Source organism: Streptomyces sp. NPDC057617 (genome assembly GCF_042800555.1).
Lineage (GTDB): Bacteria > Actinomycetota > Actinomycetes > Streptomycetales > Streptomycetaceae > Streptomyces.
In genome coordinates this window covers 133,094-152,398 of sequence record NZ_JBHVGV010000010.1, presented here as the reverse complement: position 1 = coordinate 152,398, position 19,305 = coordinate 133,094, and the positions used below count along the sequence as shown (strand labels likewise).

The 19,305-nt window shown below is 68.9% G+C and carries 16 protein-coding genes; 8 read left to right on the top strand and 8 right to left on the bottom strand.

What is annotated here, in order from left to right; all coding sequences use genetic code 11:
* Nucleotides 1-2: 2 nt before the first annotated feature.
* From rsmA to rsmI, 5 genes are all read right to left on the bottom strand, one after another.
* A complete protein-coding gene (gene rsmA / locus ACFU9P_RS24725; RefSeq protein WP_384084790.1) occupies nucleotides 3-848 on the bottom strand; it encodes a 16S rRNA (adenine(1518)-N(6)/adenine(1519)-N(6))-dimethyltransferase RsmA in 846 nt (281 codons plus the stop codon).
* A 182-nt stretch (nucleotides 849-1,030) separates the two neighbouring features.
* Nucleotides 1,031-2,086 carry a transglycosylase family protein gene (locus tag ACFU9P_RS24720; RefSeq protein WP_384084493.1) on the bottom strand — a complete coding sequence of 352 codons (1,056 nt, stop codon included), beginning with the start codon at nucleotides 2,084-2,086 and terminating at the stop codon, nucleotides 1,031-1,033.
* A 183-nt stretch (nucleotides 2,087-2,269) separates the two neighbouring features.
* A complete protein-coding gene (locus tag ACFU9P_RS24715) occupies nucleotides 2,270-3,139 on the bottom strand; it encodes a TatD family hydrolase (protein ID WP_384084491.1) in 870 nt (289 codons plus the stop codon).
* 63 nt (nucleotides 3,140-3,202) lie between these two features.
* Complete coding sequence (locus ACFU9P_RS24710; RefSeq protein ID WP_384084488.1) at nucleotides 3,203-3,673, bottom strand: hypothetical protein; 471 nt, start codon at nucleotides 3,671-3,673, stop codon at nucleotides 3,203-3,205.
* 231 nt (nucleotides 3,674-3,904) lie between these two features.
* Nucleotides 3,905-4,774: a 16S rRNA (cytidine(1402)-2'-O)-methyltransferase gene (gene rsmI, locus ACFU9P_RS24705; protein ID WP_376376130.1), complete on the bottom strand. Its 870-nt coding sequence runs from the start codon at nucleotides 4,772-4,774 to the stop codon at nucleotides 3,905-3,907.
* 181 nt (nucleotides 4,775-4,955) lie between these two features.
* Here rsmI and ACFU9P_RS24700 point away from each other — a divergent pair, with 181 nt between their 5' ends.
* The 5 genes from ACFU9P_RS24700 (at nucleotide 4,956) to ACFU9P_RS24680 (ending at nucleotide 11,020) form a co-directional block, all read left to right on the top strand.
* On the top strand, nucleotides 4,956-6,677 hold the full coding sequence (locus ACFU9P_RS24700; RefSeq protein WP_384084485.1) for a dolichyl-phosphate-mannose--protein mannosyltransferase: 1,722 nt from the start codon (nucleotides 4,956-4,958) through the stop codon (nucleotides 6,675-6,677).
* Between the two features lie 156 nt (nucleotides 6,678-6,833).
* The gene (locus ACFU9P_RS24695; RefSeq protein WP_384084483.1) at nucleotides 6,834-8,471 is read left to right on the top strand and encodes a penicillin-binding transpeptidase domain-containing protein; all 1,638 of its coding nucleotides are present in this window, start codon (nucleotides 6,834-6,836) and stop codon (nucleotides 8,469-8,471) included.
* Between the two features lie 96 nt (nucleotides 8,472-8,567).
* Nucleotides 8,568-8,759 carry a hypothetical protein gene (locus ACFU9P_RS24690; protein WP_384084480.1) on the top strand — a complete coding sequence of 64 codons (192 nt, stop codon included), beginning with the start codon at nucleotides 8,568-8,570 and terminating at the stop codon, nucleotides 8,757-8,759.
* 12 nt (nucleotides 8,760-8,771) lie between these two features.
* Nucleotides 8,772-9,947, top strand: a complete 1,176-nt coding sequence (locus tag ACFU9P_RS24685; protein ID WP_384084477.1) for an FxsB family cyclophane-forming radical SAM/SPASM peptide maturase — start codon at nucleotides 8,772-8,774, stop codon at nucleotides 9,945-9,947.
* Nucleotides 9,944-11,020, top strand: coding sequence for a hypothetical protein (locus ACFU9P_RS24680; protein WP_384084474.1), 1,077 nt, complete (start codon nucleotides 9,944-9,946; stop codon nucleotides 11,018-11,020). The genes ACFU9P_RS24685 and ACFU9P_RS24680 overlap by 4 nt, the downstream gene beginning before the upstream one ends.
* A gap of 46 nt (nucleotides 11,021-11,066) precedes the next feature.
* Here the strand turns inward: ACFU9P_RS24680 and ACFU9P_RS24675 are convergent, their stop codons facing one another.
* Nucleotides 11,067-13,958, bottom strand: a complete 2,892-nt coding sequence (locus tag ACFU9P_RS24675; RefSeq protein WP_384084471.1) for an ATP-binding protein — start codon at nucleotides 13,956-13,958, stop codon at nucleotides 11,067-11,069.
* 437 nt (nucleotides 13,959-14,395) lie between these two features.
* Here ACFU9P_RS24675 and ACFU9P_RS24670 point away from each other — a divergent pair, with 437 nt between their 5' ends.
* Together ACFU9P_RS24670 and ACFU9P_RS24665 are read left to right on the top strand one after the other, a co-directional pair.
* A complete protein-coding gene (locus tag ACFU9P_RS24670) occupies nucleotides 14,396-14,902 on the top strand; it encodes a YbaK/EbsC family protein (protein ID WP_384084467.1) in 507 nt (168 codons plus the stop codon).
* Nucleotides 14,899-15,774 (top strand): EamA family transporter, encoded by an 876-nt coding sequence (locus ACFU9P_RS24665; protein ID WP_384084464.1) that lies wholly within the window; start codon nucleotides 14,899-14,901, stop codon nucleotides 15,772-15,774. The genes ACFU9P_RS24670 and ACFU9P_RS24665 overlap by 4 nt, the downstream gene beginning before the upstream one ends.
* 100 nt (nucleotides 15,775-15,874) lie before the next feature.
* On the opposite strand, the gene ACFU9P_RS24660 is transcribed toward ACFU9P_RS24665, so the two are convergent.
* Nucleotides 15,875-16,645 (bottom strand): SDR family NAD(P)-dependent oxidoreductase, encoded by a 771-nt coding sequence (locus tag ACFU9P_RS24660; RefSeq protein ID WP_384084461.1) that lies wholly within the window; start codon nucleotides 16,643-16,645, stop codon nucleotides 15,875-15,877.
* Between the two features lie 158 nt (nucleotides 16,646-16,803).
* Between ACFU9P_RS24660 and ACFU9P_RS24655 the strand changes: the two genes are divergently transcribed.
* Nucleotides 16,804-17,913: a DUF1259 domain-containing protein gene (locus tag ACFU9P_RS24655; protein WP_376376074.1), complete on the top strand. Its 1,110-nt coding sequence runs from the start codon at nucleotides 16,804-16,806 to the stop codon at nucleotides 17,911-17,913.
* A 99-nt stretch (nucleotides 17,914-18,012) separates the two neighbouring features.
* Here ACFU9P_RS24655 and ACFU9P_RS24650 read toward each other — a convergent pair whose 3' ends face one another.
* Nucleotides 18,013-19,299 (bottom strand): serine hydrolase domain-containing protein, encoded by a 1,287-nt coding sequence (locus ACFU9P_RS24650; protein ID WP_384084787.1) that lies wholly within the window; start codon nucleotides 19,297-19,299, stop codon nucleotides 18,013-18,015.
* Between the last annotated feature and the right edge of the window lie 6 nt (nucleotides 19,300-19,305).

Here is a 19,305-nt window from a genome sequence, read left to right as displayed (position 1 = left end):
GCTCACGCGCCCGCCCCCTTCGACTCCGCGATCCGCGCGAACTCTTCCACTGTCAGTGCCTCACCGCGCGCCTGCGGCGATATCCCGGCCGCGACCAGCGCCGCTTCCGCCGCCGGGGCCGAGCCCGCCCATCCGGCGAGGGCCGCGCGCAGGGTCTTGCGGCGCTGTGCGAAGGCCGCGTCGACGACCGCGAAGACCTCGGTCCTGGAGGCCGTCGTCTTCACCGGCTCGGCCCTGCGTACCAGCGAGACCAGGCCGGAGTCCACATTGGGAGCGGGCCAGAAGACCGTACGGCCGATCGCGCCGGCCCGTCTGACCTCGGCGTACCAGTTGGCCTTCACCGACGGCACTCCGTACACCTTGTTCCCCGGCAGCGCGGCCAGCCGGTCGGCGACCTCGGCCTGGACCATCACGAGGGTCCGCTCGATGGTGGGGAAGCGTTCCAGCATGTGCAGCAGGACCGGTACGGCGACGTTGTACGGGAGGTTTGCCACCAGCGCGGTCGGCGCGGGGCCTGGCAGCTCCGTCACCCGCAGCGCGTCCGAGTGGACGAGCGAGAAGCGCCCGGCGCGGGCGGGCATCCGGGCCTCGATCGTCGCGGGCAGCGCGGCGGCCAGGACGTCGTCGATCTCAACGACGGTCACCCGGTCCGCGGCCTCCAGCAGCGCCAGGGTCAGCGAGCCGAGCCCGGGGCCGACCTCCACGACGATGTCGTCGGGGCGTACGTCCGCGGTGCGGACGATACGGCGGACGGTGTTGGCGTCGATGACGAAGTTCTGTCCGCGCTGCTTGGTGGGGCGTACGCCCAGGGCGGCGGCCAGCTCGCGGATGTCGGCGGGCCCCAGCAGGGCGTCGGAGGGGCCGGAGGCGTCCGCGGTGTCTACGGCATCGGGATCGGCCGGGGTGCCGGGGACGGTCGCGGTGTCCGGGGCGTCCGCGGTATCTCTGGTGTCCAGGCCGTGCGGGGCGTCCGGACCGTGCGGGCCGTCCAGACCGTGCGGGGCGTCCGGGGCGTCGGGCTCAGTGGTGCTCACCCGGTCAGCCTACGGCCGCAGTGCGGCCATGGACTCGCCCCCCGCTGCATGTACAGCTTCTTCGCGCGGTACGTCTGCTCCGCCTCCGACGCGTCCTGCGGGCGGCCCTTGCCGCCGACGGAGCGCCAGGTCGCGGTGTCGAACTGGTAGAGCCCGCCATAGGTGCCCGACCGGTCGACCACATTGGGCCGGCCGCCCGACTCGCAGGCGGCGAGCGCCTTCCAGTTCAGGTCGTCCACCCCGGCCGCGGTCCGCGGCAGTTCCTTCGTACCGACCCGGACCCGCTGGGTGACCGGTGCGCGCACCACCTCTTCGTGGACTCTGTGCGGCTCCTGCTTGACGCCGTCGACCGTACGCAGCCCGTAGGTGACCCGGCGGGCCCCCGGACTGCCCTGCTGGTCGACGACCTCCGTACCCCGGAAGACCGAAGGGTCCTCGGTGCGGAGGGTGTCGTACGGAATGGCCTCCTCGCTCACCCGGTCGCCGGCCGGGTCGCGGTGAAGGCTGTCACGGGCCAGGTCGCGGGTGACGCTGTCGCGGGTGAGGCTGTCACGCCGTACGGAGGAGCGGGAGGCGGAGAGGTGCGCGCCCTCCGCGCGCATCGCGGTGACGAGGGCGGTGCCGGGCGCGGGGGCGACGATGTCGTGCGTACCGACGGCCACCTCCTCGTCGGCCGGCGGCTCCGCGATCTCGCCTGCGAAGGCGGAGGTGCCGCCGGCCAGGAAGGCGACGACCAGGGCCTTGGGAAGAACCCGTGGCAGGGCCTTGGGAAGCAGCCGCCGCAGCTCGGTCCTGGGCCGCTCGGGGACGGCGGCGGAACCGCCCGGAACGGCACCGGCCTTCCGGGACTCCCGGGCCTTCCGGGACTCCCGGGATCGCTGGGATTCCGGGGACTGCCGACGTTCCTGGGGTGCTTGGGATGCCTGGGATTGCTGCGGTTCCTGGGGTGCCTGGGATTGCTGCGATTGCTGCGGTTCCTGGGTGTCTCGGTGTCCCCGGGCGCCGCGGCGCCCGCCGCGTGCCGCACGGTGACTGCCCTGCGCATTGCTCACGACGCTCCACAAGGTCCGGTCCGCACCGCCCCGAGGGCGGGCCCCGCCATCGAGGCGCGGCGGGCCCGGACATTAGCGGAGTGATGGTTACTCTCCAAAGCGACGCGACTACACGGCGTCGCGACACCACTCCGCGTACCACCTCCCGGGGCGACCCGCAAAGGGCCCGCGTCCGCCGCCTGTTCAGTAGCCGAACGCCCGCGCCGTATTGGCCGAAATCGCCGCCGCCATGGCGTCCTCGCCGATCCCCCGTACATCGGCCATCGCCCGCAGCGTGACCGGAATCAGATATGGCGCATTAGGCCGTCCGCGGTAGGGCGCGGGAGTGAGAAAGGGTGCGTCCGTCTCGATCAGGACAAGCTCCAGCGGCGCTATGGTGAGCGCGTCGCGCAACGGTTGAGCGTTTTTGAAAGTGACATTGCCTGCGAAGGACATGAAGTAACCGGCCGCAGCGCATACTTCGGCCATTTCCGCGTCACCGGAATAACAGTGGAAAACCGTGCGCTCGGGCGCCCCTTCCTCCGCGAGGATGCGCAGCACATCGGCATGCGCCTCCCGGTCATGGATGACCAGCGCCTTTCCATGGCGCTTGGCGATCTCTATATGCGCGCGGAAGGAACGCTCCTGGGCGGCCATGCCCTCGGGCCCTGTCCGGAAATAGTCGAGCCCGGTCTCGCCGACGGCGCGTACCTGCGGCAGGGCTGCCAGCCGGTCGATCTCGGCCAGCGCATCGTCGAGCGCCGCGTCCCCGCCGCCCTCGCGCGCGCCCTGCCTCGACCAGCCGTCGGGATCGCCGTGCACGATCCGGGGCGCCTCGTTGGGGTGCAGGGCGACCGCCGCGTGGACGTTCTCGTACGCCGCGGCCGTCTCGGCGGCCCAGCGGGAACCCTTGAGGTCGCACCCCACCTGGACCACGGTCGTCACCCCGACCGAGGCGGCCCTGCCCAGGCCCTCCTCGACGGTGCCGTCCTGCATGTCCAGGTGGGTGTGCGAATCCGCGACCGGTACCCGGAGGGGTTCGGGCAGCGGCGGCGGAGCATGCTTCGAACTCATGGGCGCGATCCTACGAGGACCGCGCCCAGGGGCCCGTACCGGTTCAGGGCTGGACCGGGTGGCTCACTTGCGGTGGCTGAACGGGTGCAGCAGGTCCGAAAGGTGCCAGTGGCTCCAGTTCCAGTGGTGCCCCTGGTCGTGCCCCGGCGCCGTACCGTCCGACGCCGAAGCGACGTGGGCGGATCCGGCGGATATCTCCTCCGCGGACCCCTCGGGTATCGCCTCGCCGGAGTTCCCGGACCGCCCGGACCGCGCGGGCGCCTGTCCCGGCACCTGCCCCGTCATCAGTGCCCGTACCGACGAGACCTGTCCCGAACGCATGATGCGTACGACATGCCCGCCGCAGTTGACGCAGGACGGGCTGGACAGCGGTGAGGGAACCCGTAGCCCGTCCGTCTTGTAGGTGACGTAATTCTGCCCCGAGCCATCGACGTGATGCTCTATGTCGTACGCCTGCTCCCAGCCGTGTCCACAGCGCATACAGCAAAAGGCATATGCCTCGTGGGCTACGGCGGTGCCCGTGATGTCACTCATGCCGGCTCCTCTCCACTGACCCAGTGGACGCCTTTGACGGCGGGAGCGCATCAGCCCCTGTCGATTAATGGATTGGTCTTGGCCTTCTCATGCCCAAAACACTCGACTCACGGTCCGCGCTTTACATTTCACGATAGTCCTTTGCCTCCGAAGGGGGCGTGCGCCGGGGCGTAAGCGCGGTTTACGACGAGATGCGAGCGCCCCTTGCAACGATGGGCGCCCGCACGCCCCTTACGACAGGCCCCCGCCCCCGCCACCCCCCGCGTTCTTCGCCGCCACCACCGCGTCGAACACCTCGCGCTTCGGCACCCCGGCCCCCGCGGCGACGGCCGCGATCGCCTCCTTGCGCCGCTCCCCCGCCTCCTCCCGCACCCGTACCCGCCGCACCAGTTCCTCCGCGTCGACGTCCCCGGGCCCCGGTTCCGGCGCGCCCGCCACGACGACGGTGATCTCGCCCCGTACCCCCTCGGCCGCCCAGGCCGCCAGTTCGCCCAGTCCGCCGCGCCTGACCTCCTCGTACGTCTTGGTCAGTTCGCGGCAGACCGCGGCCCTGCGCTCCGGGCCGAAGACCTCGGCCATCGCGGCGAGGGTGTCGTCGAGCCGGTGCGGCGCCTCGAAATAGACGAGGGTGCGCCGCTCGTCCGCGGTCTCCCGGAGCCTGCCGAGCCGCTCACCCGCCTTGCGCGGCAGGAAGCCCTCGAAGCAGAAACGGTCCACTGGCAGCCCGGAGAGCGCCAGCGCGGTCAGTACGGCGGACGGCCCCGGTACGGCGGTGACCCTGATCCCGCGCTCGACGGCCGCCGCCACCAGCCGGTATCCGGGATCAGAGACGGACGGCATGCCCGCGTCCGTCACCAGCAGCACCCGCGCCCCGCCGGCCAGCGCCTCGACCAGTTCGGGCGTCCGCGCGGACTCGTTGCCCTCGAAGTACGACACGATCCGGCCACGCGTCTGCACCCCCAGCGCCTGGGTGAGCCGGCGCAGCCGCCGGGTGTCCTCGGCGGCGATCACATCCGCGGTCCCCAGCTCGGCCGCGAGCCGGGGCGGCGCGTCCGTGACCTCACCGATCGGCGTCCCCGCGAGTACCAGCGTTCCATTCACCTGCGCCTCATCCGCCATCCCGCCATCCTCGCAGGGCGTGGAGCACGCCTCGTACCGCGCCGTTCCCTACGCCGAAGCACCCCTCGTACCGCGCCGTCCCCCACGGCGCAGCGCCCCTCGCACCGGGCCGTTCCCCACGGCGGAGCCCCCCTCGCACAGCGGCGTTCCCTACGATGGCGCGGTGACCAGTACTGCGCCAGAAGCCCTCCAGGGGCACGACGCCGGCGAAACGCCGCCCTCATGGCCTCAGCGGCTGCGCCGATTCGGCCATGTGCCCCGGCCGGTGACCGGGCTGCGCGAGCGGCTGGTACCCCCGTACACCCGGCCCTCCGACCGGCTCTGGGCCGTGCTCGCGGTGCCGCCCGCGACGGCCGACCGGCTGCTCCGCTGGGCGGCGTGGGGCGGGCCGCTGCTGGTGGCGGCCGTGGCCGGAGTGCTGCGGTTCTGGCATCTGGGCAGCCCCAAGGCGGTGATATTCGACGAGACGTACTACGCCAAGGACGCCTGGGCGCTCGTCAACCAGGGGTACGAGGGGAGCTGGCCCAAGGACATCGACAAGAAGATCCTGGCCGACCCGTCCTCGGTGCCGCTGCCGACGGACCCGGGCTATGTCGTCCATCCGCCGGTGGGCAAGTGGATCATCGGGCTCGGTGAGCAGCTCTTCGGGTTCACGCCTTTCGGCTGGCGCTTCATGGTGGCGGTGCTCGGGACGCTCTCGGTGCTGATGCTGTGCCGGATCGGGCGGCGGCTGTTCCGTTCCACCTTCCTGGGGTGTCTGGCGGGCGCGCTGCTGGCGGTCGACGGGCTGCACTTCGTGATGAGCCGGACCGCGCTGCTCGACCTGGTCCTGATGTTCTTCGTGCTGGCCGCCTTCGGGTGTCTGGTGATCGACCGCGACTGGGCGCGGCGGCGGCTGGCCTCGGCGCTCCCGGTCGACGACGAGGGGCTGCTGCGCCCGGACACCGAGGTCGCCGAGCGGCTGCGGCTGGGCTGGCGGCCGTGGCGGCTCGCGGCCGGGCTGATGCTGGGCCTGGCCTTCGCGACGAAGTGGAACGGGCTCTACATCCTGGCCGCCTTCGCGGTGATGGCCGTCCTGTGGGACGTGGGCGCGCGCCGCACGGCGGGTGCGGTACGGCCGTACCTGACGGTGCTCCGCCGGGACATCCTGCCGGCCTTCTTCTCCACGGTGCCGGTCGCGATCGCAACGTACATCGCTTCCTGGACCGGCTGGATCGTCACCGACAAGGGGTACTTCAGGAACTGGGCCGCCACTCAGGGCAAGGGCGGCCACTTCACCTGGCTGCCGGACTGGCTGCGCAGCCTGTGGCACTACGAGAACGAGGTCTACCAGTTCCATGTCAATCTGACCTCGGGCCACACCTACCAGTCGAACCCCTGGAGCTGGATCGTCCTGGGCCGCCCGGTCTCGTACTTCTACGAGGACCCGAAGGCCGGTACGGACGGCTGCCCGGCGGGCACGGCCGGCAATTGCGCCCGCGAAGTGCTGGCGATCGGGACGCCGCTGCTCTGGTGGGCGGGAGGGCTGGCGCTCTGTTACGTCCTGTGGCGCTGGTTCTTCCGCCGCGACTGGCGCGCGGGCGCCATCGCCTGCGGCGTCGCCGCGGGCTGGGTCCCCTGGTTCTTCTACCAGGAGCGCACGATCTTCCTCTTCTACGCGGTCGTCTTCGTCCCGTACCTCTGCCTGGCGGTCGCGATGCTGGCCGGCGCACTGGTCGGCCCCCCGGGCTCGGACGAACGCCGCAGAACGATCGGCGCGGTCGGCGCGGGCGTACTGGTCCTGCTGATCATCTGGAACTTCATCTACTTCTGGCCGCTGTACACGGGCTCCCCGATCCCGATCGACGCATGGCGCTCCCGGATGTGGTTCGACACGTGGGTATAGGGGGCTGACCACCGTGGCGCCGGCGCGGGCGCTTGCTGTGCGTCGCAGTCCGATAACGCCTTCCCCCCTTGACTCGCCCGTCCCGTAGAGTGCCGTTCGATAACTCGTTGAACATGTTCAGATGTTCCGGGGGCTCCTGGGGAGGGGGACTGCACCATGCGCAGTGGAGCGAAGGTCGCCATAGTCGGCGGGGTGTTCGCCGTGGTCGCCGGCGGCGTGGGGTACGGGGCGTACAACGTCTACAACGGGATCACCGGCGGGGACTCCGGCACCACCACGACCTCCGCGACCCAGGAGGTCAAGACCGGGCCGCTGAGTGCCGAGGAGATCGACCAGGCGGCCAAGGCGTTTCTGACCGGGTGGGCCGGCGGGGGCGAGGCGACGGAGGTCGCGCAGCTCACCAACGACCCCACCGCCGCCGCGCCCGTCATCGACGCCTACCGCAACGAGGCCCGTGTCACCGACGCGGTGATCACCCCGGGCCGGGCGGTCGGGGCGAAGGTGCCGTTCACCGTCAGGGCGACGGTGGCGTTCGACGGGCAGAGCAAGCCCTGGTCGTACAGCTCGGAGCTGACGGTGGTGCGCGGACTGACCACCGGGCGCCCGCTGGTGGACTGGGCTCCGTCCGTGATCCATCCGAAGCTGACCGCGACCACCCACCTCGTGACCTCCGAGGCGGCGGTCCCGCCGATCAAGGCGGTGGACCGCAACGGCACCGAGCTGACGAAGGAGAAGTACCCGTCGCTCGGCTCCGTCCTGGACCAGCTCCGGGAGCGGTACGGCGAGGACGCGGGCGGTTCGCCGGGCATCGAGCTGTCGCTGCGCAGCGACGGCGACAGCGTGCCGGGGCAGACCCTGCTCACCCTCGCCAAGGGCAAGGCGGGCACGCTGCGTACCACGCTGGACGCGGACGTACAGGCGGCCGCCGAGGAAGCCGTACGCAAGTTCAGCGAGGCGTCGGTCGCGGCGGTCAAGCCCAGTACGGGCGAGATCCTCGCGGTCGCCAACAACCGCAAGGACGGCTTCAACGCGGCAATGCTCGGCAAGCAGGCGCCCGGTTCCACGATGAAGATCGTGACGGCGGCGATGCTGATGGAGAAGGACCTGGCCGCGCCCGGCCGGCCCGCCGAGTGCCCCAAGACCGTGATGTACGAGGGCCGTACGTTCCAGAACCTGGACGGGTTCTCCATCGAGAACGGCACGTTCGCGCAGAGCTTCGCCCGCTCCTGCAACACCGCCTTCATCAAGCTGATCGACGACACCCACGACGACTCGGCGCTCAAGAACGAGGCCGAGCAGGTCTTCGGCATCGGCCTCGACAACTGGAAGACGGGCGTCGCGTCCTTCGACGGCAGCGTGCCGGCCGCGACGGGCGGCGAGGCGGCGGCGCAGTACATCGGGCAGGGCACGGTCCAGATGAACGTCCTCAACATGGCGTCCATCACCGCCACCGCCAAGAACGGCTCCTTCAAGCAGCCCGTCATCGTGCCGCGTTCACTCGACGACCGCACCCTCGCGACAGCCTCGCGCTCGCTCCCGGACTCCGTCGGCCGGCAGCTCCGCGACATGATGCGACTGACGGCGACAAGCGGCACGGCCGCCAACGCGATGTCCGGACTGGGCGGCGACAAGGGCGCGAAGACCGGCTCGGCAGAGGTCGACGGCCAGGCCACCTCGAACAGTTGGTTCACCGGCTTCCAGAACGACCTCGCCGCAGCGGCAGTGGTCCAGTCTGGCGGCCACGGCGGCGACGCGGCGGGCCCGGTGGTAGCGGCGGTGCTTCGGGCGGGCTGAGCGGGGGGAGTATGGGGAGTACGGGGAGGCCGATCGTAGCAACGGAGCGTAATCCCCATCACAGTGTGCAACAATTCACCGGGGAATGGCATAGGGGTGCGCGAACAGGATGAAACACCGGATTTCGAAGATCTCAATCCGTCGAAAATGTCAGCGTCAGCACTGGAAGACATTTTAGCCAGAGCAAACCCGGCCTTGCGGGCAGTACTGGAACGACTGTGCGGCGCCGACAGCAACGATCGGCTGACAAACGGGACGTTCAACGCCTTCATCGAGTCCGACCTCTGAAGCGCCGACGAGATGAACCAGACCAGATGGCGTCCGTTACCGTTCAATCAGTTTGTACTCAAGGTGCACGGTCACTGCAATCTTTCTTGCGATTATTGCTATATCTATCGTTCGGGCGATCAAAGCTGGCGCACACGCCCTCCCCGCATGTCGGAAGAGCTTGTCAGGAAAACGTGCCATCGAATCAGCGAGCATGCCGAAGAATTCTCCCTCGATTCGATCCATGTCATTCTCCATGGCGGTGAGCCATTACTGGTCGGGCACGATGCAATCGAGTACATCGCGCAGCAGCTCACCCAGCATCTCGCGGATTCAGTAATGGTCAGGATCGGCGTCCAGACCAACGGATTGCTCATCGATGAGAAGTTCCTCAGAATCTTTGACAGGTGGAATATAAAAGTCGGTATCAGTCTGGACGGGAACCGGGGCGGCCATGACCGTCATCGGAAGTACCACCACGGCGGTGGCAGCCACGCCCATACCATTGCCAAACTTGCGCTTCTCACCCGGCCGTCGACCCGGCACCTGTTCTCCGGCCTGCTGAGCACCATCGACCTCGACAGCGATCCGGTGCAGGTCTACGAAGAACTCGTAAGCCACGATCCGCCGGCCATCGACTTTCTCCTGCCGCACGGAAACTGGGTGAATCCTCCACCGCGACGAGTACCCGGCTCCCTCGAAGCGCCTTACGCGGACTGGCTTCTGACGGTCTTCGAACACTGGTACCACGCTCCCCGCCGAAGGACCGGCATCCGATTGTTCGAGGATGTCATAAGCCTGTTACTGGGCGGAGTTGCCCGGTCGGAGTCCGTCGGGCTGACGCCTTCCCGGTCGGTGGTCATCGAGACCGACGGGAGCCTGGAGCAAGTCGACTCGGTCAAGTCCGCCTATCCGGGCGCCGCCCGGCTCGGGTTGACTGTCCAGGAAAATAAACTGAGCGAGGCGCTCTCGCATCCTGCGATCGTCGCCCGCCAGACCGGCGTTGGTGCACTGGCGGATTTCTGTCAGAAATGCCCGGTCCATCGCGTATGCGGAGGCGGTCATTTCGCTCACCGCTACCGCGTCGGCAGTGGTTTTCTGAACCCATCCGTTTACTGTGTCGATCTAGAGAAGATCATAAAACATATTCACCGGAGGCTACTGACCGACCTGACCGGCTCCGAACCCATCGGGCCGGATCACTCATGAAAGACCGGCTTGAGAATCCGCCTCTGCTGGCTTCCTACTTCGACCTGCACACCGACCGAGGACCGCTGCACGCCCGTGCCACGGCCGATCTGGGGCGGCGGTATTTGGCCGGTGAGCCGATACCGCCATACCAGGTCGTCACTCCGGGCCAATTCCGCCAGGCCATTTCCTTCGACTTCCCGCACCTTGCCGGGATCAACGTTCCCCAGGATCTGCCCATAGCCCGCCGCAGTGCCGAATGGAATTTTCTGTGCGCTGAAGTAAGCTGCTGGAAGAGCATGGGGCTCGAAAGGAAAATCACGGTGGCACGGGTGCTCTCACGCCTTGGTTTCTGGGCCACGCTCGCCGCTCTTCCGCTCCCGGCCGGCGACTCAGCCACCGGCTCGACGACGCTGGACCATCTCAGGCTTTCCTACGGACATTGCATGGCCCGCCTGATCGTTGGAGGACCCGACCCGCGACTGGCTGCCGAGGCCCGGCAGCTTCTCGGAGCGCTCGCCGAAAATCGGGATTTCCCTGTTCCCGTCAGGATCAGCGCCGCGGTGAATCTCGTAGTCGACCATGCCCGAACCGATCATTCCATGGTCGAGTTGCTCCGCTGGCAGAATCTCGCCCGGTCACTCCTGGAGACGGCACCGTCAGGCACCCTGAGCCTTCTCATGCTCAGCGCCTACTGGCGTGGAATCAGCTTCATCCCCTTTCAACGTTCCGACCATACCGAGGCGGCACGAATGCTCGACGCGGCTGAGAACTACGCTCGCCGGGCCCTCGCCGAGAGCGCCGAAGAGCGGCACCTTCTGGTCCTGGAGAACCTACGTCTGGTACTCATGACGCGCGCACGTGCCGCCGTCGCTGCGAAAGACTGGGAGTCAGCCGAAGATTTCTACCGCGCTCTCACCCTTCATGACCCACTGGACTCAAAGTCACATGTCCTGCTGGCGGACTTCTTCGTCACCCGTGGCCGACTGATTCAGGCACGCCAGTGCTATCGAACCGCGGCCCGCCTCGGTGCTCCATGCACCCAGTACGCACGCGCCCAGGCGGATCGTTGCGCCGCGGCCGAATCCCTCTGAGTCCGCAAGAGTCCCGACCGGCTCATCCGCACCGCTTCTGCTGAAACTACCGGTCGCGCAGCGCTTCCTCGGCACGGCCGATCGCCTCAAGCGCACGCGCTTCCAGGGGAGCCGCACCGATCTCACGGGCCAGTCCAAGTCCGCGGGTGAATTTGTCATGCGCCCCAGCGAGGTCGGAATGCCGGGCGAGCAGCTCGCCTTGAGTGATCAAGGTGTCCGCCTGACCGTACCGATGACCGAGTGCGGAGTGGGTGACGGAGGCCGCCGTAAGGTCGGCCTCCGCGGCAACGCGCTCTCCGATCAAATCCTTGGTGGCGCCGAGTTCCTTGAAAGTGCATGCCTCTCCGTACCGGTAGCCGAATTCACGGTGCAGTTCTACTGCTTGAACGAGTGTGGTAATGGCGGTTGGCAAATCCCCGGCCAAGCGGTGAGCGATACCCAGCTCGGTGAGAGCGAGTCCCATACCATAACGGTTGCCCAGATCACGATGCAGATCCACTGACATGGATAGCGTGGAAATGGCAGCGCGGTGGTCTCCGGTCATGTATTCGACAACACCGAGCTCTTTCAGGGAATAGGCTTCGCCGTGCCTGTTCCCCAGGTCATGGAGGAGATTGAGCGCATGTGCGATATGCGATGCGGCAGTTGAATGGTCGCCGATATGATTGAGGACAACCGCCAATTCATTATGGGCGAATGACATACCATAGCGACTGTCGAGATCCCGATAGATCTCCAGAGCCTGAGTCTGAACGGTGAGTGCGGCGCGCAGATCTCCCACAAGCCAGTACATGGTGCCCAGTTCATGCAGCGTATTGGCTTCGCCAAGCTTGTTGCCCAGACTTCGATACAGCTCTCGCGCCCGCTCCTGGTTTGCCAGGTCGGCGGCATAGTCGGAGCAGAGGCGCTGAGCAACCCCCAGTTCATGCGTGGCAGTTGCCTCACCGAGCCGGTCGCCCGACTCACGGTGGGCTTCCTGTGCCGCCCGCTGGCTTGAGAGAGCAGCCGAGTGGTCGCCCCGCAGTCGCTGCATCGACCCGAGATTACCGAGGGCCAACGCCTGGCCGGCCAGGTCACCCATTCCGGTGGCGGCTCTCAAAGCACATTGATGGAGCGTGATCGCCTGGTCCCAGTGGCCCTGGCCGCGGAGGAAGTCATTCAATGCGGCAGCGATATGGATCGCGTGTGCCGGGTGTCCGCGACTTGCCGCAAATTCAACTACGGCGTGGATATTGGAACGCTGTTCGCCAAGCCAGCCGAGAGCTTGTGCGGTGTCGGAGATCTCCGGTACCGATGTCGGCGGACGCTCCACCGGTGGCGGAGCCACCGCCGGTGTACGTCCTGCAATAAAGCGCGCCGCATGCACCGTTGTATGCAGAAAATAGTCAAGCATACGGCTCAGTGCCGCCTCCGTGTCCGGCACCGGATCCAGCGAGACCAGAGATCGCGCCTTTTGTCGTACGAGATCGTGCATACGGTAGCGGCCGCGGCCAGGTTCTTCGATCAGATGGTGAATGAAGATGCCGTCGAGCAATTCCCGTGCGACCGGAAAATCCGTACCATCAAGAGCTGCCGCGATATACGCATCGATTTCGGAACCGGGGTGCAATCCGATCCGACGGAACATGCGTTGCTGCTCATGGGTCAGATCGCGATAGGAGAGATCGAGCGCCGAGGTCACGGAGTCGTCCTCGGCGCGCATCGCGACGATCCGGTCCTGCGTCGCGGCCAGGTCCCGGGCCAGATCCTGCACACTCCAGCTCGGGTGGTGTGCGAGCTTCCCGGCAGTGAGCCGAATGGCCAGCGGAAGATAGCCGCATAGTCGCACCACCTCCGCGACCCGCGGGTCTGAGGGAAGCAAACCGGGGCGAGCGGCCAGACGCGCGAAAAGCGCGGTCGCCTCTGGCGGCGCCAGTGTGTCCAAGCTGATGGGGACCACCCCTTCAAGCGCGGTGAGTCGGCGGCGGCTGGTGACCAGGACCAGACAGTCCCGGGAGCCGGGGAGCAGTGGGCGGACCTGCTCGCTGGACACCGCGTCGTCCAGCAGGAGCAGCATTTTCTTGTTCCGTATCCGGTCTCGCCACAGCGCCGAGCGCGTCTGCAGATCCGAAGGGATGCGACGCGCGGGTACGCCGATGACAAGGAGCAGAGATGCAAGAGCGTCAGCGGGGTCGACCGGTCGCTGACCAGGGGTGTGTCCGTGCAGGTGCAGGAAAAGCTGACCGTCGTGAAACCGTGGAGCGAGAGCGTGCGCGACGTGTACCGACAGTGCGGTCTTGCCGATTCCGGCCATGCCGTCGATCGCGTGGATACCAATGCCCGCCGTGGCCGGATCCATTGAATCGGCGACGCGCACGATGCGTTCCAGTTCCAGTTCGCGTCCGGTGAAGGCCGTGACATCACGTGGCAGGCTGAAGGTCGCGGCTGCCCGGGCGGAAACGGTCAGCCCGCTGATCTGCAGGCCGAGTGTCTGAAGTCGGCTGATGATCTCCGCGGTGTCCAGGGCGCGTACCAGTTCCGCCAGTTCTCCCGCGGCGGCGTACTGGCGGAGTCCGGCGACTACGGCCACCGTGACCTCCTCGACGAACTCGGCCGACTCCATATCGACCGCGTCGGCGAACGGTAAGCCCGTGGTGTCGGCCACCCACTCTTCCAGGCCTGCTACCTGGCCGGCGATGGCTGCCTGCAGAGCTTCTCCGACGGGTGATGAACCGTCCAGACTCAGCTGAGGCGGCGAGGCGAAGAAGCGGACCAGGCCCCGCTCCAAGGTGTTCTGAACCGCGGGATCAGCCTGGGACACGACCGTGGCCAAGGCGCGTCTCATTGTCTTCTTCAGCGATCGCTCATCGCGTTGATTCCTGACCAACTGGATGCCGGAATCGCCGCATAAGGAAACCAGCCAACCGACCAGACTTCCTACCATGTCGATCGTCACCATTGCTGCGCGCCCCTTCCGTCAACTCCGTCAGCCGACGTGGCCGTAGCTGTAAAGCACTGCGGAGCACTGCCCCTCAGCATCCGCCGCATCTCCCCGATTCAACAGGGCGCAACACCCGGCAGGTTGCCGCTTGGCCGTCCAGCAACACTCAGCCAGGCTTTCAAATCAGGCTAGTCGGGTACTGCGGACACCTCGGCCACAGGGGCAGCGGAACGGTACGGGCCACCTCGGAGCCGATCATCTCCGGGGGGGGACGGCCTTGCCCCGCTTGTCCGGCGTGAGCGGAGCACTCCCGCGCGATGCGCTCTTGGCGTATGACGGGCCTGACCCCTTGCACGGCGGCCGTGGTGGCGGACAGTGCCAGGGAATCCCAGGGGCGCGGGGCTCCGGGTAAAGGCGGTGGTAGGCAGCATGCCCTGACCGCTAGCGTGCGGCGCATGAGCACTCCCGGCACCAACCCGTCCGCCGCCCACCCCCGGTTCGCCAAAGCCCTGCGCGAGTTGGGCCTGGATGAGGTCAAGGCGCGGATCCGCCGTTTCCCCGATGCCACCCGTACCGCCGCGGAGGCCGCCGCCGCGATCGGCTGCGGTCTCGGCGAGATCGTCAAGTCGCTGGTCTTCGAGGCCGACGGGGTGCCCGTACTGGTCCTGATGGACGGCGCCTCACGGGTCGATGTGGAGCGGGTACGGCGGGAGTTGGGTGCGGTGGGCGTGAAGCGGGCCGACGCCGATGCCGTACGGGAGACCACCGGATACGCCATCGGCGGCGTCCCGCCCTTCGGCCACCGTACGAAGACCCGCGTGCTCGCCGACCGGGGGCTGCTCGCACACGCCGTGGTGTGGGCGGCGGCGGGCACCCCGCACACGGTGTTCCCGATGGCCCCGGCGTCACTGGTCACGTACGCGGGCGGCACTCTCGTGGACGTACGCGAGCGCGAGGCGTGACGCCGCTCGTCGCCGTCGCGGTCCTGGTCTCCGCACTCACCCACGCGAGCTGGAACGCCATCGCGCACTCCATGAAAGACCAACTCGTCGCCTGCACCCTGATCGCCGGGGGCGCGACGGTGCTCGGTGCGGTCGTCGCGTGCTTCGCGCCACTGCCGGACGCGGCGGCCTGGCCGTATCTGATCGTCTCGGCGCTGCTGCATGTCGGCTATCTGCTCCTGCTGATGCGCTCGTTCAGCCTCGGGGACTTCGGCCAGATGTATCCGATCGCGCGGGGCACGGCGCCCCTGGTGGTCACCTTGCTGGCGGCGGTGTTCGTCGGCGAGTCGCTGGACGTCTGGCAGGCGACGGGCGTCGCGGTCGCCTCGGTGGGGCTGCTGGGCCTCGCGCTCTGGGGGATACGGGGGTCGTACGGCGGTCGAACGGGGGTTCCCCGGACGGGACCCGACTGGTCCGCGCTGCTGGCCGCTCTTGCGACCGGCCTGTCCATCGCCCTGTACACGGTCGTGGACGGCGTAGGCGTACGGAACGCGGGCTCACCCGTCGGCTACATCGCCTGGCTGATGATGCTGGAGGGCCTGCTGATCCCGGCGTACGCGCTGTACACGCGCCGCGCCCTGCTCCTCACCCAGCTCCGCCCCCACGCCTTTCTCGGCCTTCTCGGCGCGGCCCTCTCCATGCTGGCCTACGGTCTGGTCCTGTGGGCCCAGACCCGCGCGCCTCTCGCCCCGGTCGCGGCACTGCGCGAGTCCTCCGTCATCGTGGGCGCGGCCATCGGGACGGTCTTCTTCAAGGAACGCTTCGGCACCCCCAGGATCGCGGCGGCGGGCCTGATGGTGGTGGGCATCGGCCTGATGCTGCTTGCCAACTGAGTGCCGGGCGCGCGAGCCGCGTCCGGCCGAAATCCGGCCGGGCGCGGCCGTACGTACACCCCCCGGCCGACGCCCCGCCGCCCCAACGCCCCACCACTCCTCACACCTCCGCGCCCAGCGCCCGTCTCAGTCCCACGTTGCTCGTGAGCAGCCCGCCGTCCACCGGCAGCGTGGCGCCCGTGATCCACGCGGCATCCGCGGACGCCAGGAACGCGACGGCCGACGCCACATCCTCCGGCGTGCCGACCCTGCCCATCGGGTAGTGGGCCGCCGCGCGGTCCAGGCGCTCCTCGCGGCCTGCCCAGGCGTCCGTGTGGATTGTCCCGGGGGTCACGAGGTTGACGCGGACGCCCCGGGGCGCCGCGTGGCCCGAGAGGGTGCGGGTGAGCGCGGCGAGGCCCGCCTTGGCCGCGCTGTAGGCGTGGTTGCCGAAGTCCTGCTCGCCGTTGACGGAACCGATCGAGACGATCGCGCCCCTGCCCGACGCCACCAGGTGCGGAAGCGCCGCGCGGGCGCAGCGGAACGCGCCCGTCAGGGTGATGTCCAGATCGTGCGCCCAGGACTCGTCCGGTTCGTCCTCGAAGAGCGGGGCGTCCAGCGCGCAGGAGTAGGCGTTGTTGACCAGGACGTCCAGCGCGCCGAAGCGTTCGACGGCGTACGCGACGGCCGCGTCCACGGAGGTACGGTCGGCCACGTCGCAGCCGTACGGTACGGCGCCCGGGATCGCCTCCGCCGCCCGCGCCGCCCGTTCCTCGTCCAGGTCGGTGGCCAGGACGCGCGCTCCCTCCTGGGCCAGCCGGCGCGCGGTCGCCTCGCCGATGCCGCGGCCCGCTCCGGTGATCAGTACGCCGTATCCCTCGAAACGTCTCATCGGACGATCATGTCGCCGACGCGGCAACGGCACCAGAGCCCACGACGCGCACCGGAGCCCACAGTCCGCACCCGACCTCCCGTGCCCCCGCGCGCAGTTCCGCGGATCGCGCGCTCCGGCGGATCATGTTTTCATCTCGTCACGGAGGTACAAATGTGATGAGCCGAGAATCACGGCAAGAACCTGACACGAGAGCGAATACCGCCACATACGCCTACGACACGGCCGCCCCACCGCGTCGGCGTCTCGTGATCGCGGCCGCGCTGGCGCCGGTGCTGGCCGGGGCGGGCACCGTCATCGCCCTCACCGAGCCCCCCAAGAAGGCCGAGGCCGCGAAAGTGACCGAGGACCCCGGGGAGAGGGGCGGGGGCGGTGGAAAGGGTCCGCTCAAACCGGTGCCCACCACCCTGGCGGACTGGAAGGGCGTGGCGGACGCCCTCGGCCGTACGGGCGAACTCGTACGCGGCGTCTTCTACCACACCCGGTTCCCGCGCAGCGACCTGAAGGTGGTCTCGTACGGGGTCAAGGTCAGCCCCGGGCTCGCCCTGGGTTCGCACATGGGCTTCGTCCGGTACGCCGACCACAGTCACCTGGTCATGGGCGATCTGAATGTCACCGAGAAGGAACTCCAGGGGGTGCTCGACGTCTTGACGCAGCACGGCATCGCCGTGACCGCCCTGCACAAGCACCTGCTCTCCCACTCCCCCGACGTCTGGTGGTGCCATATCCACGGGCACGGACATGACGCGGCGGAGCTGGCCCGCGGTCTGCGCGCGGCGATGGACCGGACGGCGAGCCCGCCCGCCAGGCCCCCGGGCAAGCCGCCGGGCAAGCCGCCACGCCCCGATCTGGACATCGCGGCGATCGACGAGGTGATGGGGGTCAAGGGCTCCAACGACGGCGGAATCTACAAGTGCGTCTTCGCCCGCCGCGAGACCATCGTCGAGCGGGGCCGGGTGCTGCCTCCGGGCCTGGGCGCGACCTCGGCGTTCAACTTCCAGGCCGTGGGCCGCGGCCGGGCCGCGCTCAACGGCGACTTCGCCATGGTCGCCGACGAGGTCCAGGAGGTCCTGACGATCCTGCGCAAGGGCGGGATCCAGCTCGTCGAGGTGCACAACCACGGCCTGTACGAGGAACCGCGTCTGTTCTTCACCCACTTGTGGGCGGTGGACGACGCCGTCAAGCTCGCCGAAGCCCTGCGCCCCGCGGTGGACGTCACCAATGTGGTGCCGGTCAACTCGGAGCGCGAGAAGCACGACCCCTCATGACGTCGGCCGTGACCCCTCACGACACCGGCCGCGACCCCGCATGAAGCCGACCGCGACCCCGTATGACACCGGCGGGGCGTGCCGCGACCGTCACCGTCCTCAGAAGGCCGACGCCACCGACGGTACGGACCGCACCGCCCGTACGAGCGCCTGTGCGCGGGGATCCGCCGTGACCCCCTTGCGCATCCCGTTCGTCACATAGCCGAACGCGATCCCCGACTCGGGGTCCGCGAAGCCCAGCGAGCCGCCCCTCCCCGGATGTCCGAAGGAGCCAGGACCGAGCAGCGGCGCCGCCGGTCCGTGCAGCATGAAGCCCAGGCCGAAGCGGGTGGAGACGACCAGGACCCGGTCCGGGCCCGCCGACTCCTCCGTACGCGCCAGGGTCAGCGTGGCCGGCGCGAACAGCCGGTACCCGTCGACGGGCCCGATCATCGCGGCGTAGCACCGGGCCAGCGCCCGCGCCGTGGAGATACCGCCCGAGCCGGGGAGCACGGCGGCCCGGTACGCCGGGTCGTTCTCGTCGGGCCGCGGGTCGATCACCCCGAAGGCGCGGCGGGTGAGCGAACCCGAGTCGCGGTACGCCTCCGACACCGACCGTTTGGGCCGAAGCCGCAGCTCACCCCCGACGGCTGTCGGCTCGTCCAGCCGTCCGATCCGGCCGACCCGGTGCGCCTCCTCGGCGGGCAGCCCGACCCAGAAGTCCAGCCCCAGCGGCCTGGCGATCTCCTCGGCGATCCACCGCCCGACACCACGGCCCGTCACCCGCCTGACCAGTTCGGCGATCAGCCAGCTATAGGTGTGCGCGTGGTAGCCGTGGGCGGTGCCCGGCTCCCAGACGGGCCGCTGTGCGGCCATCGCCCGCGGCCCGGACTCCCCGTCGAGCGCCTCGGCCGGGGTCAGCGGCCGGTCGAGTACGGGCACGCCGGCGCGGTGCGAGAGCAGATGCCGTACGAGCACCCGCTCCTTGCCCGCGGCCTTGAACTCCGGCCAGTAGGTGCCGACCGGGGCGTCGAGATCGATCTGGCCGCGCTGGTGGAGGAGGAGCGGTACGGCGGCGGTGACCCCCTTGGTCGCCGAGCGCACGATCTGAGCGGTGTCCACGGCCCACGGCGCGGCACCCGGCACCCACTCGGCGGCGGCACCCGAAAAGCCCGGCCCGCCCTGCCCGGCCGCAGCATCCGAAAACCCCGGCCCGGAGCCCACCCCGGCCCCGGCCCCGGCCCCAGCCCCGTCAACGTCTCGCGTCCCCGCCCACAGGTCCACGACCTTCCGCCCGTCCCGGAACACGGCGACCGCCGCCCCCCGTTCGCCGAGCCGCTCGAAGTTCCGTACGAAAGCGTCCCTGACCGGCTCGAAGCCCGCCGCCACCGTGCCCTGGACGTCCACGCCCAC